This is a genomic window from Fimbriimonadaceae bacterium (genome assembly GCA_019638775.1).
Taxonomy (GTDB): domain Bacteria; phylum Armatimonadota; class Fimbriimonadia; order Fimbriimonadales; family Fimbriimonadaceae; genus JAHBTD01.
This window is the reverse complement of sequence record JAHBTD010000002.1, coordinates 212,317-227,258: the sequence shown is the minus strand read 5'-3', so window position 1 is coordinate 227,258 and position 14,942 is coordinate 212,317. Positions and strand designations below refer to the sequence as shown.

The following is a 14,942-nucleotide window of genomic DNA, read 5'->3' as shown; positions in this document are numbered from 1 at the left end:
CCTTTGTGCCTCTGTGGTTCTTTGTGCCTTCGTGAGAAATCTTACTTCCCTGCGTGCATGTGTGGGGAGGGGCGTTCGCGAGCGAAGGTGTAACGGAACCGACAGAGCGGTTCCCTCCCGGATGGTCGCCACGGGCGAGACGCCTATGGGACGCATGGGGACCTCCCTCCCCAACCCCTCCCTCCATTTCGGAAAATGGAAGGAGGGGCTAGCTATGGTTCCGCCCTATCCTGCGACTTTGGCGGCGATGGCATCGCCCATCTCGCTCGTCGAGACGAGTTTGTTGCCGGGGGTGAAGATATCGGCGGTGCGCAGGCCGTCTTCGAGAACGGCATCGACTGCATCCTCAATCCGCTTTGCGGTCGCCGTGTCTTTGAAGCTGTACTGCATCATCATCGCCGTGCTCAGGATCGTGGCGATCGGGTTCGCCTTGCCCTGACCGGCGATGTCTGGCGCGGAGCCGTGGATCGGCTCGTACATGCCGAAGACGACGTCGCCCTTCATGTCGGAAAGCGATGCGCTGGGGAGCAGTCCGAGAGAGCCGGTGATCACCGACGATTCGTCGGAGAGGATGTCGCCGAACATGTTTTCGGTGAGGATCACGTCGAACTGTTGGGGGTCGCGGATGAGCTGCATCGCGCAGTTATCGACCAGCATGTGGGTGACCTTGACGTCCTTGTTCTTCTCGCCGAGCTCGGTGACGACCTCGCGCCAAAGGCGGCTGGTTTCCAGCACGTTGGCCTTGTCCACGCTCACGACCTCGCGCCTTCGCGTTCGGGCGATGTCGAAAGCCATGACAGCGATCCGCTCCACTTCATGCCTGGAGTAAAGACAAGTATCCACCGCCGTGTTGCCATCGTCCCGACGCTCGCGGGGTCTGCCGAAGTAGATTCCGCCGGTCAGTTCGCGCATCACAACCATATCCACCAGACCGCGCTCGCCCTTCAGCGGGCTTGCGGAAAGCAGCGGTCGGAGCGTCTTGGCGGGGCGGACGTTTGCGTAAAGGTTCAGTTCGGAGCGGAGGGGCAGGAGCGCGCCGACCTCAGGGCGCATGCTGACCGGCTCGACCTTGTCCCACTTGGGTCCACCGACCGCGCCGAGCAGAACGGCATCAGACTTCTTGCAGAGGTCGAGGGTCTCGGGGGGCAGCGGGTGGCCTTTGGCGTCGTAGGCAGCGCCCCCAACAAGCGCGGGCTCAAACTCAAGCGAAGCCCCGGCGGCTTTCAAAACTTTGACGGCTTCGTTGACGACTTCAGGGCCGATGCCGTCACCGGCAAGGACCGCAATCTTGAATGGCATGAGGAGGATTATGGCGGATTTGGGAGGCGGGACATTAAGCTCTCGCTCGAAGAAGACGTATAGGTCCTATCGGACTGATATGCACCAAGTGCCAGCCTGCCTTAACCCTTCAAGTACTCTGGGCCATAGAAGGCGGCTTGCGGGGAAACCGTATCCGGCGTGTTAGGGGCTATCACAATCGCGAACTTTATTGGAAACTTTCCGTTCGGAGGATTGGGGGTGTATGTTCCCTTGCCCCATGCCGTGGCATTGACGAACCCTTTGAACGCGGTGACGCGCTCTCCATTTACCCGCACAATCGCTTCGAGACTTCCCTCAAGTCCTCTGGCCTGGTTCCCAGTAGCCATCGCAAACTTGCCGACGATTTTCAGCTCGCCGGAAGACAGTTTCGTTATGGAAAACTCTTTTGACTTAATCTCTCCAGCCGACCAGAAATCCGGCTCACCACGGATCGCGTCGACGAAGACAAACCGACATAATCTCGCACTCAACGACTCGGGCACTGAGTTGGAGGTGGACAAGGCGGCTACTTCCTGCGGCAAGAGCCAGAAATGGTCTCTTTGGACGTTCTCGTTAGCAGTGTCTGCGCCCATCGGAACCGGTTTTATCCGTGAATAGATGCGCAAAATCGTTGTCCCGGCTGGAGCCTTTCTTTGCATATCTGGCGCATCTGGGATATCTGCTTTTGCCGGTGGGCTGGCTTTGAACGCCTTTAAACCTCTTTGCAGAAAGTCTTGCACACGCTCGACGCTGCGGTTGTTGTTGTAAACATAGGCGGATCCATCGGCTCCGATAACGTAGAAACCTTGGGTGGTCTGTCCCTGATTCGCTCGCGGATTCACCTTGGCGACTGTGGACATGAACCATTTCCCAACGTCGTGATTGCGTGTTTGCCAATCGTGCGTGTTGCCCACGACGGGAATAAAATTCTTGAGCTGGTCGATGATCAAATCGTCGGCGAAGAGGAACCTACGGTCCCACAGGCCGTTGTTTCACGTACAGCCGAAAGGGTGCCCGTTCATGATCCACATGAAGATCGGCTTGCCTTCGCTTTGGGCAACTTTGCGAGCTTCGTACAGGTTCGTTCGCCAAGGGATGCTCAGCCATTTCTCCTCCTGCTTTGTTGGGAGGATTTCGGCAATTCGCTCATCGAGAGTTGGACCGGCGAGCACAAAGGCAGCAATGGCAAGCGACGCGAGCATGCTCCTATTGTAACAGCGTCTTTCTCCACATGTGACTCATTGTTCTACCCCGGTAAAACTACCAGAAGGCGGATGCTTCCGGCGCGGCGCGGTTGGTTAAAAGTTGACTTCTTTGTAGAATGGTGGGGACGCCCGGGCGGCCTGTGGGCGCAAATCAGATGAGGATGTGAAGGCTATCAAACGCAATTTATTCGTTTTTGCCATGATCGCTGTGGCAGCCAGCAGCCAAGCGGTCATGGGTAATTTGCTCAGTGCAGCAGCCCCTTGGGATAACGTCGGAATGGTGCTGACCAGCGGAGGTTCGGGGAGCGGTGTGCCAATCTCGAGCCGATGGGTTCTTACTGCCGGACACGTGGTTCGAAGTGGAAGCGGGACGATCACGGGCACCGGCACCACCAACTTCAGGTTGGGAAGCCTTAGTTCGGGCACCAACTACGCTATCGATCAGATCATTCCGCACGCAACGGACGACGTGGCGCTCATTCGTACGACTACCAATCTTCCTGGGTGGTACGGAATGAACCTTAACACGGTCGCGAATCAGACGCAGTTCGATATCGTCGGATTCGGAATCACTGGCACCTACAACGCGGGCACCTGGACAACGACTGGAGGCTCCTACGGTACGCGAAGGCGTGGCCAGAACGTGGTCAGCAACACCTTTAACGTTGGACAGAACAGCGGATTCAACCGATGGACGCAGGTTTACCGTTACGACTTTGACGGCGACGGCGTGGATTTTTTTAACGACGGCGGTCCGGTAAGCGGTGGCGACGCGCTTGGACTTTCGGGAGATTCGGGCGGTGGAATCTTCGAGAACGGCAACGTTTTTGCGCTGCATGTCGGAAGGTTTGGAGGCAGTGGCGGCGGAACGCAGTTCGGCACGATTGGTGTGGGAATTCGGCTTTCGCATTATTCCGACTTCATTCGCACGACTACTGGCGTACCGGAGCCGGGGACGGTGGCAGCGGTGGCGTTTGGAATTGGTGCTCTTGCCGTGCGTCGGCGGAAGCGCTCGAAAAAGTAAGCCGCCTGAAGAGGCTTTGAAGGATCGAAGCCTCTTCCAGTTAACCTGTTCCCTTTCGCCCCAAGCGCGTGTAAACTCGGCGCATGGCACCGCGACGCTTGTTCCTCCCTCTGCTTGTCGTCTTTGCGCTCCAACCCCTCCTCAGCGCGCAAACACCGTACAAGCCTTCTTCCGAACAACTGCTCGAAGCTTATCGACGAGCGGACCAGTGGGGTGGACGAGCCAGAGATGCCACCTTCAATCTCTCGCTGAACGCCACTTGGATCAATAACGAGCTCTTCTGGTACCGCAAGGAGTTGAAGGGTAATTCGCAAGAGTTCATCTTGGTCGAAGCGGCAAAGGCGGCGAAGAAACCGGCATTCGATCATAAGCGGTTGGCTGAAGCACTGAGCAAGACACTTGGAAGAGCAGTCGAACCGACGAAGCTGCCATTTCAGACGATTCGACTTGCCAGCGACCTCGGGCAAGTCGAGTTCGATATCCAGAGCAAACACTATCGGTGCAATCTTGGTACTTATGTTGTCTCTGAGTACGAAGCCGAGTCGCGACAGAATCCGAATCGTGGGCAGGGTAATCGCAACTCTTCGCCTGACGGAAAGTGGACGGCGAGGATCGTGGATGGAAAGGTCGAGGTTGAGCCACGCGATGGAACTCCTTTCACCTTGGGAGCAGACGGCTCGTTCACGCAGGTTCGCTGGGCCCCCGATTCCAAGCGTCTCGTAGGATTTCGACTCATTCCTGGCGACCGCAAGCAGGTATCGATCCTGCAATCTTCGGCGACTAATACGACGCGCGGTCAGGTCCGGACGCGCAACTACGACCAGCCAGGGGACAAGCTCGACACCTTCGAGCTATACGTCTTTGACCCTGCCTCAAAGTCAGAAAGGAAGGTAGGTATCGATCCAATCGTGGGTGGTGGGCAACCTTGGGCCGGGGCTCCGGGGATCGACTGGCGGAACAACGGCAGTTCGTTTATCGTGGACTACTCGATACGCGGCTATCAGGCATATCGTGTCGACAAGGTTGACGTAGGCACCGGCAAGGTAACGACTCTGGTTGATGAGCGATCTCCCACCTTTGTGGATACGACCAGCATCATCATGCGGCTGCTATCCAAGACGGATGAGTTCATTTGGCGGTCCGAGCGCGACGGCTGGGGGCACCTCTATCTCATCGACGGCCGCACGGGAACGGCCAAGAATCAGATCACCAGCGGACCTTGGGTCGTGCGCAGCATCGAATGGATCGACGAAGACAAGCGCGAGCTTTGCTTCACCGCGAACGCGCGGGACTTCGGGAATGTGGGCGCAAGCGTACCCCTGTCCGCCAAAGACCCCTATCTCATCCGCTGCTACCGCGTCGGCTTCGACGGCAAGGGCCTGACCGAGCTAACGCCCGGACCCGGCACCCACACCATCCAATGGTCGCCCGACCGCAAGTTCTACGTCGATACGTATTCGCGGATCGACATGGCTCCCGTGCATGAGCTTCGACGAGCGTCCGACGGAAAGCTCGTGTGCGAACTGGAGAAGACCGACATCTCCGAGCTGCTCAGCCGAGGGGTCAAGCTCCCCGAAGTCTTCATGGCGAAGGCCCGCGACGGTCAGACCGACATCTGGGGCATCATCGTTCGCCCCAGCAACTTCGACCCCAGCCGAAGCTATCCAGTCATCGAGAACATCTATGCCGGACCGCACGATTCCCACGTCCCCAAGCGGTTCTTCCCGATCCTGCGCATGCAGAGCCTTGCCGAGCTTGGCTTCATCGTCGTGCAGATCGACGGCATGGGCACGCGCAACCGCGGCAAGAAGTTCCACGACGTCTGCTGGAAGAACATCGCCGACGCCGGATTCCCCGACCGCATCCTGTGGATGCAGGCGATGGCGAAGAAGTATCCGCAGGCCGACATCGGTCGCGTCGGCATCTACGGCACCTCCGCCGGAGGCCAGAACTCGACCGGAGCGCTGCTGTTCCATCCCGACTTCTACAAGGTCGCCGTCTCTTCGTGCGGCTGCCACGACAACCGCATCGACAAGATGTGGTGGAACGAGCAGTGGATGGGCTACCCCGTTGGGCCGCACTACGACGAGCAGTCGAACATCACGAACGCCGGGAAGCTCCAAGGGCGACTGCTGCTGCTCGTGGGCGAGTTGGATACCAACGTTCCGCCGGAGTCTACGATTCGGCTCTGCGACGCGCTTATTAAAGAGAGGAAGGAGTTTGAATTTGTGATCTTGCCGGGGATGGACCACACCGATGGCGGGTTCTACGGCGAGCGCAAGCGCAGGGACTTCTTCGTGAAGCACCTTTTGGGAGTTGAACCGCCGAATTGGAACTCCCTGCCACTTTCGCGCGAGCCACTGGTGCAGGAAACTTGGGATCGATGAGATTGCAAAGATGTAACAATCTGTGCCTTGGTCACATAATAAAAACTATGATCTGGCGATCACTTTGCTCAATAGCCGTCTTGGCGGGCTTGCTCTTTGTTGTTGGCTGCGAGGACAACAAGCAGACGATCAAGCCGGGGGACAACAAAATCACGATGTCTGCTGCCGAAGCTCAAGCAGCGGCTGAGGCAGCGGGACAAGAAGACCCTACTCTGACATTGCGGTCGGAAGAGGGCACGACGACCGTGAGCAACGCTGGCCCTACTGAGCTGCAGCTTGGCGTTCCTTTCTACCCTGGTTCCAAGGCAGTGGAGAAGCAAGGGCTGGTCACGGGGTCTGCCGATGTGCGCATGTATCACTCGAAGCGCACCGCCATCGCAAAGCCGAAGTCGGTGATCGAGTGGTACAAGGAGCACGTTCCAAGCGCTGAGGCGGTTGGGGAATCCACCCTTCTTTTCAAGATCAGCGAAGGGATCAGCGGCACGATCAGCGTTAAGGATCACGAAGGCGGATCTGAGATCAGTATCGTCACCATCCAGACGACAAAGATTGCAATCCCCCCACCTGTCGACACTAAAAAATAAGCTTGCCGCTGTTTTTGGCTATCTTGGTATGGCTAAACTTGGCGCATGCGTCCTTTAGCGTTTTTGGGTTGCGCCCATATTCACACTCCTGCATTCGTCGATAGCACGGTCAAACGCGGATTTCCCGTTCGGGGAGTTTGGGATCATGATGCGGCGCGAGCGCAAAAGAATGCCGATAAGCTCGGCTGTCCGGTTCGGACGATGGATGAAATCCTTGGTGACGCAGCGGTTGAAGCGGTTGTCATCTGCAGCGAGACGAATCGGCACGAAGAGATCGTCTTGCCAGCGGTGGAGGCTGGGAAGCACGTCTTTATCGAGAAACCGATCGGGCTCGGCGCTCGGGATGCGAGCATCATCGCCGATGCAGTGACCCAAGCGAGCGTTACCTTTCAAACCGGCTATATGATGCGCGGAGAGGCCAGAGTTCGGCGTATCAAGCAGCTCATCGACGACGGCTCTCTCGGCACAATCACAAGGGCACGGGCCTGCGTCAGCCACAACGGAGCGCTGGGCGGCTGGTTCGATGGCGAGTGGCGCTGGATGGCTGATGTGAGTCAGGCTGGAATTGGCGGCTTTGGCGACCTGGGTACGCACGCACTTGACCTGCTGCTTTGGCTATTTGGTGAGGTCGATAGGGTGACTGGGTGCATTGCCAACGGGACAGCGCGCTACCCCGATTGTGACGAAGTGGGAGAGGCGATCCTGCACTTCAAGAGCGGAGTGATCGCGACTTTAATGGCCTCGTGGGATGATCACAGCAGTCCAAACCGGCTGGAAGTTTCGGGCACCGGTGGACACGCAACGCTTTATCGAAACGAACTGTATCTTACGATCCCGGAGAAGTCGGACGGACAAACCGCCGAAGCGGATTTTGGCGACCCGGCCCCGGCAGGGTTTAACGCATTCCTAGACTGGTGTGAGGGCAAGCCCGCCGAGCTTGTGGATATTCGCCACGCCGCTTACAGCTGCAAGGTGACCGAAGCGATTTATCGTGCGGCAAGCGAGCAAACTTGGGTGAAGGTGGGTTAGGTGTTGGGGCGTTCGGGTGTTCGGGTGTTCGGGTGTTCGGGCATTCGGGCGTTCGGGTGTTGGGGCGTTCGGGCGTTCGGGTGTTCGGGCGTGGGGGCGTATAAGTCCTCATCTGAACTATCGGACAACCCACGCTATCGTTGCCGGGTCGGAACCCAGGCCGTGGTTCTTCCTCCGACCGGCTCCCTGACAATCGCCTGTCCTTGGATGGTCTCGGCGCCCTTTGCTCCGCCCCAACGATGGCTAAACAGCCAGTCTTCGGGATACTTCTCGCTATCCGCACCGACTTCCACTGCCAACTTCAGCACCATTGCAATCGCGTCAATCAGGGCTTTGACTTCTTTGGTGTCAAGTTCGGAGCCCAGCCGTTTTGGTGAGATCCGCGCGTGATAGAGGACTTCGTCGGCGATCCAGTTCCCGACTCCGGTGAAAAGCTTTTGGTCAAGCAGGAGCGCCTTAATGGGGGCATTTCGCTTTCGCAGAACTGCGCTTAGCGCATTCACCGTGTACGGTTCGTTGAACATGTCGGGGCCAAGCTGCTTGACTCGCTTGTCCTTCTCTGCCGATTCGCCCAGCCAAAGCCTCGCCAACCTTCGACCGTCGGTGAGCACGACTTTGCCGCCATCTTCGGCTTCGAGGAGGAGCTTTAGAAAGCGCGGCCTGCCGTCGGCGTCTTCAAAGGGGGCATTCCCGTGCTCGCGCAGACGAATCGAATGGGCTCCAATCTCTCGAATCCAACCCGCCATGCCCAGGTGCCCAAACACCACGGGCGGCTCATCAAGTTCAATCCACCAATACTTCCCTTTCCTGCCGATTCCGGTGACGGTGCGGCCCAAGAGCGCCTTTTCGTAAGCCTCTTTCGGAGCCTTTGACAAAACCAAATGATCGTCGGCAACTTCGACCGATTTAATGCGTTTGCCTTCGAGAACGCGACGCATTACGCGACAGACAGTTTCGACTTCGGGAAGTTCGGGCATGAGTGAAAGGATACTCGGGGGGAGGAGATGGGAGCTGGTGGCGAGGAGCTCGGGGCTATGAGCTGGGAGTGAGCAGCGGGGGGTTTTGCCGTACAGGACACCATGGTCCTAACTGTAAGGATTGTAAAGAGTAAGAGTTGTAAGGATCAGATAGATTTACAGACCCTAACACCCGAACACTTTCGCTCAGCTCGTCAGGGCTTGCATCGCGCTTCCACAGCACCCAGCTTCCTGGTCCAAGCTCACAGCTCCCAGCTCATAGGTAAGCACGCATTTCCCGATACACCCCGCTTTGGCACGCGGAATGATACAATGACCTTATTGATTTCTCCCGATGGGAGACTTTTTGGAGTTCTGCGATGGTTACAAGAAGAGTTTGTTCTACATTATTTTTGAGTCTGATATTGGCGGCATCTGCGCTATCGCAGACATCGACGGATAGTCCGCAACAGCCCCTCGAACCGACAATAGAGAAGGTTCGAGCGAGGCTGCTTGACCTCTACAAAGAGGCGGATATGCCGGGCATCAGCGTCGCTTTTGTCCTTGAAGATGGACGGTCGGGTGCGGCAAGCGCGGGTTATGCGTCCTTGGAAACGAAGGCTGGCCTTCAGCCTCTTGACCGGATGTTGAGTGGGAGTGTCGGCAAGACGTTTGTATCGGCGATTGCTCTCCAACTCGTCGCCGAGCGCAAACTCAACCTGAACGACAAACTGTCGAAGCATCTTGGAAGCGAAATCTGGTTCAAACGATTGCCGAACTCTGGCAGCATTACGCTGAAGAGCCTCATGAATCATACGAGCGGAATCCCTGAGCACGTTCTCATGCCGGAGTTCATCGCGACGCTCAAGGGTAATTCAGACAAGGTTTGGAAACCGGCGGATCTCGTCATGTTCGTTCTCGGCAAGGACCCTCTTTTCGAAGTCGGCAAGGGTTGGTCTTATGCAGATACAAACTATGTGCTGCTTGGGATGGCGATTGAGAAGGTCACGAAGGAACCGCTTTTTGATCTGATCGCTACCCGCTTGCTTGAGCCCCTTGCCCTCACCGATACCGCGCATGCAAACTCGGCACGGATCAACGGACTCGTGCCCGGCTATGCGGGGCGCAACAACCCGTTCGTCCCTGCCGGATCGGTTCTTACCGATGGCAAGCTGCCGTTCAACCCTCAGATGGAGTATGCGGGCGGTGGGCTGGTAACGACTCCTGCCGACCTTGCCAGGTGGGCAAAGTTCCTCTACGAAGGCAAGACGTTCCCGCCCAAGCTAATGAAAGATCTGCTCACCACCGTTCATGCCAATGGCAGAATTGAGGGGGATTATGGTTTGGGTGTGGAGGTCCGCAATTCAACCTGGGGCAAGACCTGGGGTCACGACGGTTGGTTTCCCGGCTATCTAAGCAGCGTGATCTACCTGCCTGACAAGAAAGTTTCCATCGCGGTGCAGATCAATACCGACGATATGCGAGCGGCTAAGAGATCGCCTTATGCCTATGCGTTGGAAGTTGCCAAGGTCCTATTTAGTAGCTGAGAGCCTACGGCGATAAGGGACTATTGGGGTCTTAGACTTGACGAAATTGGGAGTCGTTGTAAACTGAACCTGTGAGTCAGTTTCCGCCCCCCTTTTCGCCTCCGGCGCGTAAGTCGAACAACACCGTTCTGATTGTGATTGTCTGCGTCGTCGTTGGTATTTGTCTGGTCTGCGGTATCGGCGCTGTTGCCTCTGGCCTTTACGCCTTCAACAAAGTCGGTTCTACTTTGGCTTGCGTCGTGAATGTCGAAGCCACCCGTCAAGGTTTGATGGACTACGCTCGGGCCAACGATGGCACGCTGCCCAGAGCTGAGACATGGCAGGACGACATCAAGCAATATGTCGGGGCGCACCTCCGAAGAGATGACATGGGCCCGATCGAGGTGATGGACCCCAATGGTGAGTGGTACTGCGATACCGAAGGCATGAAGACGGGCATCGCTTTCAATAGCGACCTGTCGGAAAAGAAGCTTGCGGATATCGCTGACAAATACGCAACTATCGCGATTTTTGAGATTGAGCAACCTCGTCGAAACGCAAACGAGCCCTTTAAGCGACGTGACCATAACACGTCCCCGAAGATGTTTGGCGAGCACCGTGGCTGGTTTGTTATGCCTGTGGAAGGAGAAATGCAGGGCATGAGCAGCGGAGGATCCGGGCGAGTTAAGGTGAGCACCACCGGCTCAAGTGACTCTGGCGAGTGAGGGCACGAAGAGGCAGACAGTTTGTGGTTTTGCTAGGACTTGGCAAATATGGAATGAACACCGTACGAGCCATTGCGTCAGTGGCTAACGTATACTAAGGGTGTAAGCGGAGTCTTCATGAATCAACTTTTCGCAATCGGTCTGGGCGGACCAGAGATCTGGATTATTGTCGGTCTGGTCGTTCTTCTCTTTGGGGGCAAGAAAATCCCCGAACTGTTCCGCGGCGTCGGCAAAGGCGTTGGCGAGCTCCAGAAGGGTCTTGAAGAGGGCAAGAGGAGCATGAAAGAGACGATCGAAGAGGGCAAGCGCAGCGCTGAGAAAGCTGACAGCAAGAAAGACGACAGCGAGTAGCTAGTTGCAAGGCACTTTCGGCTGGTACGGCTTTCAAGTTCGACACCCCATTGACTGGGCTCCGACATCAATTTCGGGCGCACGTAACGAAGGTTACGTGCGCCTTTCGTCTACGGGGGTGCAGGCTCTCCAGATTAGGTGGAAGCTGCAAAAGGGCGCTTTTGACGGGGAGGCGTTGATCGACGGCTACTTCTCGAAGCTCAAATCGGACGCTAAGCGCTTCAAAGTTCCCTTCCGTAGGGAGCATAAAGAGGTCGGTGAGTTCGAGCATGAGTATCGCTGGGTCGGTCAAGGCCAGGGGCGCGGTGTCCTCTTTCTTGAGCCCATTTCGAACCGGGTTTTCTTTCTTGAAGTTACGGGTGACCGATCGGCCAGTCTCTTAAGCCAAGTGCGTGCAGCACGATCAAGTTTTCAAACTGCGGCAGATTCGAGGGAGTTGTGGAGCGTTTTTGGGTTGCAAGCCCTTATCCCGTCGGGGCTGGCGTTGGACTCGAAGAGATTTGAATCTGGACGTACGCGGCTTATGTTCAAACACCGATTGACGAAGGTCGAGGTCGAACGGTGGGCGATGGGTTCTCAGCTTGTCGCCAAGCATGGGCTTGAGTCGTGGGCGAAGTCGAATCTCGGCTGGGAGAGCGCAGAAACGGTCGAAGAGGATGGTGGGCTAAGGCTTGTTGGGAAGGCTCGACTGGGCCAAAGGCGGGAAGCTATCGTCCAGCTTCAACCCGAGCCGAATCAGATTTGCATCGTCAAAAGCTCGTTTCGTGATGCACAATGGAGACCGGAATGGGATTGGTTACCCGACTTCGAGGAATCGTAGAGGGTCGGCGTGGACCGTCGGCGAAGACCTTCCGTGCATCCAAGCCGATGCGAAATCCAGTTGTGACCATCGCGGCTCAGACGGATGAAGGCACGGTGCTTGAGTGTCCGGTGAAGGAGGATCGTGGCTGGGTTGGAAAACTGGCACGGGTTTCGAAACACCCGGCAACCAAGCGGTTTGAGCTAGAGCCCGTTGGCGCTTATGTGTGGGAACTTTGCGATGGCAAGCACACGTTCGAAGGTATCGCGCGGAAGATCGGCGAACGGTTTAAGATGAATCGGCTTGAAGCAGAGACGGCCCTTGCTGCCTTCCTTCGAATGCTCGGTCAAAGAGGGCTGATTACCCTTAAGCTGCCAAAGTCATGAGCAAAGAGAGCCACCCCGCCGTCAGACCGCCCTTGTGGGTTGCCTGGAACCAAGCTGTCTCCGGTATTCGCGTTCGGCTTATGCGTCAAGCGCTAACTTCGGCAGGGATTATGCTGGGTACGGCATTCTTTGCGTCAATGCAGACGCTGCGAACAGTTGAGTCGGCAGCGGGCAACCTCGACCAGGCGGGGGCATCACGCCTCACCTGGCTGGTGGTGACTTCCCTTCTGATGTGCCTTGTCGGGATCACGAACGCGATGCTGATGTCGGTTGCCGAGCGCTACCGTGAGATTGGAACGATCAAGTGTTTGGGCGCACCCGACGGGTTTATCGTGATGGTTTTCTTTATGGAGTCGCTCATCCTCGGCGCAATTGGTTCTGGGTTGGGCTCGCTTGTCGGCTCGGCCTTCATGGGGATTATGCTGAGTGTGCAGGGTTACTCGGTAACTCTCTTTTCTGTGTTGCCGGTCTTCGCGCTCTCCGTGACGATTGGGATCGCGATCACCGTCGTCGCGGCGATATTGCCGGCTGTTCAGGCTGCAAAGATGCCCGCAGCGGCTGCGCTTCGGGTGGAGGTTTAGCTTGGCCCGAAACGTCATCGTTCGAACTCTCGATCTCGTGAAGCAGTATGGCGAGGGGGAGGCGGCGGTTATGGCCGTGAACGGCATCTCTTGCGAGATCTACGATGCGGAATACCTCAGCATTGTGGGTCCGTCGGGCTCGGGGAAGAGTACCCTGTTCAACATGATCGGAGGGCTGGACAAACCCACGCGGGGCAACGTGTTCATCAACTCCGTGGACATCTCCCAGCTCACGGCCGTCGAGTTGGCGTATCTGCGCTGCCATATGATTGGCTACGTCTTCCAGACCTTCAACCTAATCACCGTTCGGACCGCGTTGGAGAACGTGACCTTGCCGATGCTCTTTGCAGGGACGAACCCTGAGGAAGCAGATCAAAAGGGGATGGAGCTTTTGGAGATGGTGGGGCTTGGGCACCGGTATCATCACCGCCCCACGGAGCTATCTGGCGGGCAGCAGCAGCGCGTCGCGATCGCGCGGGCTTTGGCGAACAGCCCCAAGATTGTGCTTGCCGATGAGCCCACGGGCAATCTTGATCTCAAGACGGGCACTGAGATCATTGAGCTTTTGAGAATGCTGAACAAGGACAAGCAGGTCACGATTATCGCCGCGACTCACGACCACAAGATGCTGGATGTCTCGGACCGGATTTTTCATATTCGCGACGGAGCGCTTGCCGAAATCCAGGAAAGTGTCGCTCAATCCTGACGCAAGTCCTCTTCGGTGGGCTCGCGAAGGCGCTTAACTAGCTGAAACCAAGACATGCACTCTTCAAAGCCTAGCCGCTCGTTCAGGTTGAACATCGGATTGTTTTCTTCGTTTTCGGTTTGGATAATCTTCATGCCCAACTCTTTCGCGGCGATTAGAGAGTTGACCTTGAGCGCGGTGGCAACGCCGCTTCGGCGGAATTCCCTTCTCACGCCAGTAAGCCCTGTATAGCCAATCGTCGGGTCTGCCTGATTGTCGATGACCGCCGTTTGTCCGATCATCTTGCCATCCTTTTTGGCGTACCACCGGAGCCGACGGTTGTATGGCATGGTTTCGATCCGCCGCTTGAACGTCTCAAAACTGTCCATGCTATGGGCATCTGGTTGGGGGACGTCGTGGAAGAGCGCCTCGGCGAGGTCGTAGAGATCGCGCAGGATCGATTCATCGCCTGTGTCCATGGTGGTGAATGGGACAAGCTCAATCTCTTGCTCGGCGACTTTTGGAAAGATTCCCTGCCACTTTTCAGGGTGAAAGCTATCGAGCTTGAGCAGGCTCACGCGTTCGCGCTGCCGATGCTCGAACCCCCACTCCTCAAAGAGTTTCAGCAACGAAGTCTGGTTACTCTGAACGAGCGTTACGACCTCGTACGGGTCCCACTCCAACACTCGCTTGTACAGCCAGTCGAAGAATTCGCGTTCGGCGGGTGTGTCGTGGGTTTCTTTAAGGCCGTTCGGATAAAAGTAGCGTCGTCCACGGCGGTGGATCGTTTCTGAATGGCCTACTTCTCCGATGAAGGAGACTTTCCCATCCATATACCCAACCCACTTTTCCAGCACAAACCGTGGGTCACGATAGCCGTCCCAACGCTCAAGCTCAGCCGCTGTGAGGGGCCATATCAGGTGCACATCGTTGTACACCGGAACGGAAGCTTCATAGGCTTCCGGGCTGGGTTCAAAACGTTTGATCTCAAGCATGGAGACACTCTCGCAGGCGCAAGAGTGTACTGCCATTATCTGAGCGGGCTGATGCTATTGTGGGACCTTGGTCTAACTGCCGTCTTGAAGCTTCTTGACAGCGCCCTCAGTCTTTGCAAGGCGGTCTTCCATCTTCTTGATGGTCGTCGTATGCTCTCCGACGGTCTTGTTGAGTGTGTCGATGGTCTTCTCTTGCAGCTTGACGGTGTTCTCAAGCTTGTCGACGCGCTCCATGGTGTGGCGCAGGTACTCCTCAAGAATAATCACGCGATCTTGAATGACGGGCGGCCCGCCCTGAGTTCTGACCTGTGTGACGCCCATTGGGGCAAGGGACCATACGGCGATAGAGGCAAAGACGAGTGTCGAGGCAATGGCTGTCCAACGTTTCATAGAGTACTCCTGCTTTCTTG

The 14,942-nt window shown here is 56.8% G+C and carries 17 protein-coding genes; 11 read left to right on the top strand and 6 right to left on the bottom strand.

Annotated elements, in window-relative coordinates; translation table 11 throughout:
* Positions 1 to 225: 225 nt before the first annotated feature.
* From leuB to KF784_07240, 3 genes are all read right to left on the bottom strand, one after another.
* Positions 226 to 1,299 (bottom strand): 3-isopropylmalate dehydrogenase, encoded by a 1,074-nt coding sequence (leuB, locus tag KF784_07250; protein MBX3118846.1) that lies wholly within the window; start codon positions 1,297 to 1,299, stop codon positions 226 to 228.
* 101 nt (positions 1,300 to 1,400) lie between these two features.
* A complete protein-coding gene (locus KF784_07245) occupies positions 1,401 to 2,159 on the bottom strand; it encodes a hypothetical protein (GenBank protein MBX3118845.1) in 759 nt (252 codons plus the stop codon).
* Between the two features lie 132 nt (positions 2,160 to 2,291).
* Positions 2,292 to 2,501 carry a hypothetical protein gene (locus KF784_07240; protein ID MBX3118844.1) on the bottom strand — a complete coding sequence of 70 codons (210 nt, stop codon included), beginning with the start codon at positions 2,499 to 2,501 and terminating at the stop codon, positions 2,292 to 2,294.
* A gap of 166 nt (positions 2,502 to 2,667) precedes the next feature.
* Here KF784_07240 and KF784_07235 point away from each other — a divergent pair, with 166 nt between their 5' ends.
* The 4 genes from KF784_07235 to KF784_07220 all read left to right on the top strand — a co-directional run bounded on the left by KF784_07235 (position 2,668) and on the right by KF784_07220 (position 7,528).
* On the top strand, positions 2,668 to 3,528 hold the full coding sequence (locus KF784_07235; GenBank protein ID MBX3118843.1) for a trypsin-like serine protease: 861 nt from the start codon (positions 2,668 to 2,670) through the stop codon (positions 3,526 to 3,528).
* 83 nt (positions 3,529 to 3,611) lie between these two features.
* A complete protein-coding gene (locus KF784_07230; GenBank protein ID MBX3118842.1) occupies positions 3,612 to 5,915 on the top strand; it encodes a S9 family peptidase in 2,304 nt (767 codons plus the stop codon).
* 47 nt (positions 5,916 to 5,962) lie between these two features.
* Positions 5,963 to 6,499 carry a hypothetical protein gene (locus tag KF784_07225; GenBank protein ID MBX3118841.1) on the top strand — a complete coding sequence of 179 codons (537 nt, stop codon included), beginning with the start codon at positions 5,963 to 5,965 and terminating at the stop codon, positions 6,497 to 6,499.
* 45 nt (positions 6,500 to 6,544) lie between these two features.
* Positions 6,545 to 7,528, top strand: coding sequence for a Gfo/Idh/MocA family oxidoreductase (locus KF784_07220; protein MBX3118840.1), 984 nt, complete (start codon positions 6,545 to 6,547; stop codon positions 7,526 to 7,528).
* Positions 7,529 to 7,662: 134 nt separating this feature from the next.
* On the opposite strand, the gene KF784_07215 is transcribed toward KF784_07220, so the two are convergent.
* Complete coding sequence (locus tag KF784_07215; GenBank protein ID MBX3118839.1) at positions 7,663 to 8,505, bottom strand: hypothetical protein; 843 nt, start codon at positions 8,503 to 8,505, stop codon at positions 7,663 to 7,665.
* Between the two features lie 392 nt (positions 8,506 to 8,897).
* Between KF784_07215 and KF784_07210 the strand changes: the two genes are divergently transcribed.
* The 7 genes from KF784_07210 to KF784_07180 all read left to right on the top strand — a co-directional run bounded on the left by KF784_07210 (position 8,898) and on the right by KF784_07180 (position 13,558).
* Positions 8,898 to 10,031, top strand: coding sequence for a beta-lactamase family protein (locus KF784_07210; protein MBX3118838.1), 1,134 nt, complete (start codon positions 8,898 to 8,900; stop codon positions 10,029 to 10,031).
* Positions 10,032 to 10,102: 71 nt separating this feature from the next.
* Positions 10,103 to 10,735 carry a hypothetical protein gene (locus KF784_07205; GenBank protein ID MBX3118837.1) on the top strand — a complete coding sequence of 211 codons (633 nt, stop codon included), beginning with the start codon at positions 10,103 to 10,105 and terminating at the stop codon, positions 10,733 to 10,735.
* A gap of 117 nt (positions 10,736 to 10,852) precedes the next feature.
* Entirely contained in the window at positions 10,853 to 11,086 is a 234-nt protein-coding gene (locus KF784_07200) for a twin-arginine translocase TatA/TatE family subunit (protein MBX3118836.1), read from the top strand.
* 97 nt (positions 11,087 to 11,183) lie between these two features.
* Complete coding sequence (locus KF784_07195) at positions 11,184 to 11,906, top strand: hypothetical protein (GenBank protein MBX3118835.1); 723 nt, start codon at positions 11,184 to 11,186, stop codon at positions 11,904 to 11,906.
* Complete coding sequence (locus KF784_07190) at positions 11,873 to 12,271, top strand: PqqD family protein (GenBank protein MBX3118834.1); 399 nt, start codon at positions 11,873 to 11,875, stop codon at positions 12,269 to 12,271. The genes KF784_07195 and KF784_07190 overlap by 34 nt, the downstream gene beginning before the upstream one ends.
* Positions 12,268 to 12,852: an FtsX-like permease family protein gene (locus KF784_07185; protein ID MBX3118833.1), complete on the top strand. Its 585-nt coding sequence runs from the start codon at positions 12,268 to 12,270 to the stop codon at positions 12,850 to 12,852. The genes KF784_07190 and KF784_07185 overlap by 4 nt, the downstream gene beginning before the upstream one ends.
* 1 nt (position 12,853) lies before the next feature.
* On the top strand, positions 12,854 to 13,558 hold the full coding sequence (locus tag KF784_07180; GenBank protein ID MBX3118832.1) for an ABC transporter ATP-binding protein: 705 nt from the start codon (positions 12,854 to 12,856) through the stop codon (positions 13,556 to 13,558).
* Here the strand turns inward: KF784_07180 and KF784_07175 are convergent.
* Positions 13,549 to 14,532 (bottom strand): GNAT family N-acetyltransferase, encoded by a 984-nt coding sequence (locus tag KF784_07175; protein MBX3118831.1) that lies wholly within the window; start codon positions 14,530 to 14,532, stop codon positions 13,549 to 13,551. The two genes, KF784_07180 and KF784_07175, sit on opposite strands and share 10 nt — an antisense overlap.
* Before the next feature lie 72 nt (positions 14,533 to 14,604).
* Positions 14,605 to 14,922: a SlyX family protein gene (locus KF784_07170; GenBank protein ID MBX3118830.1), complete on the bottom strand. Its 318-nt coding sequence runs from the start codon at positions 14,920 to 14,922 to the stop codon at positions 14,605 to 14,607.
* Positions 14,923 to 14,942 lie beyond the last annotated feature (20 nt).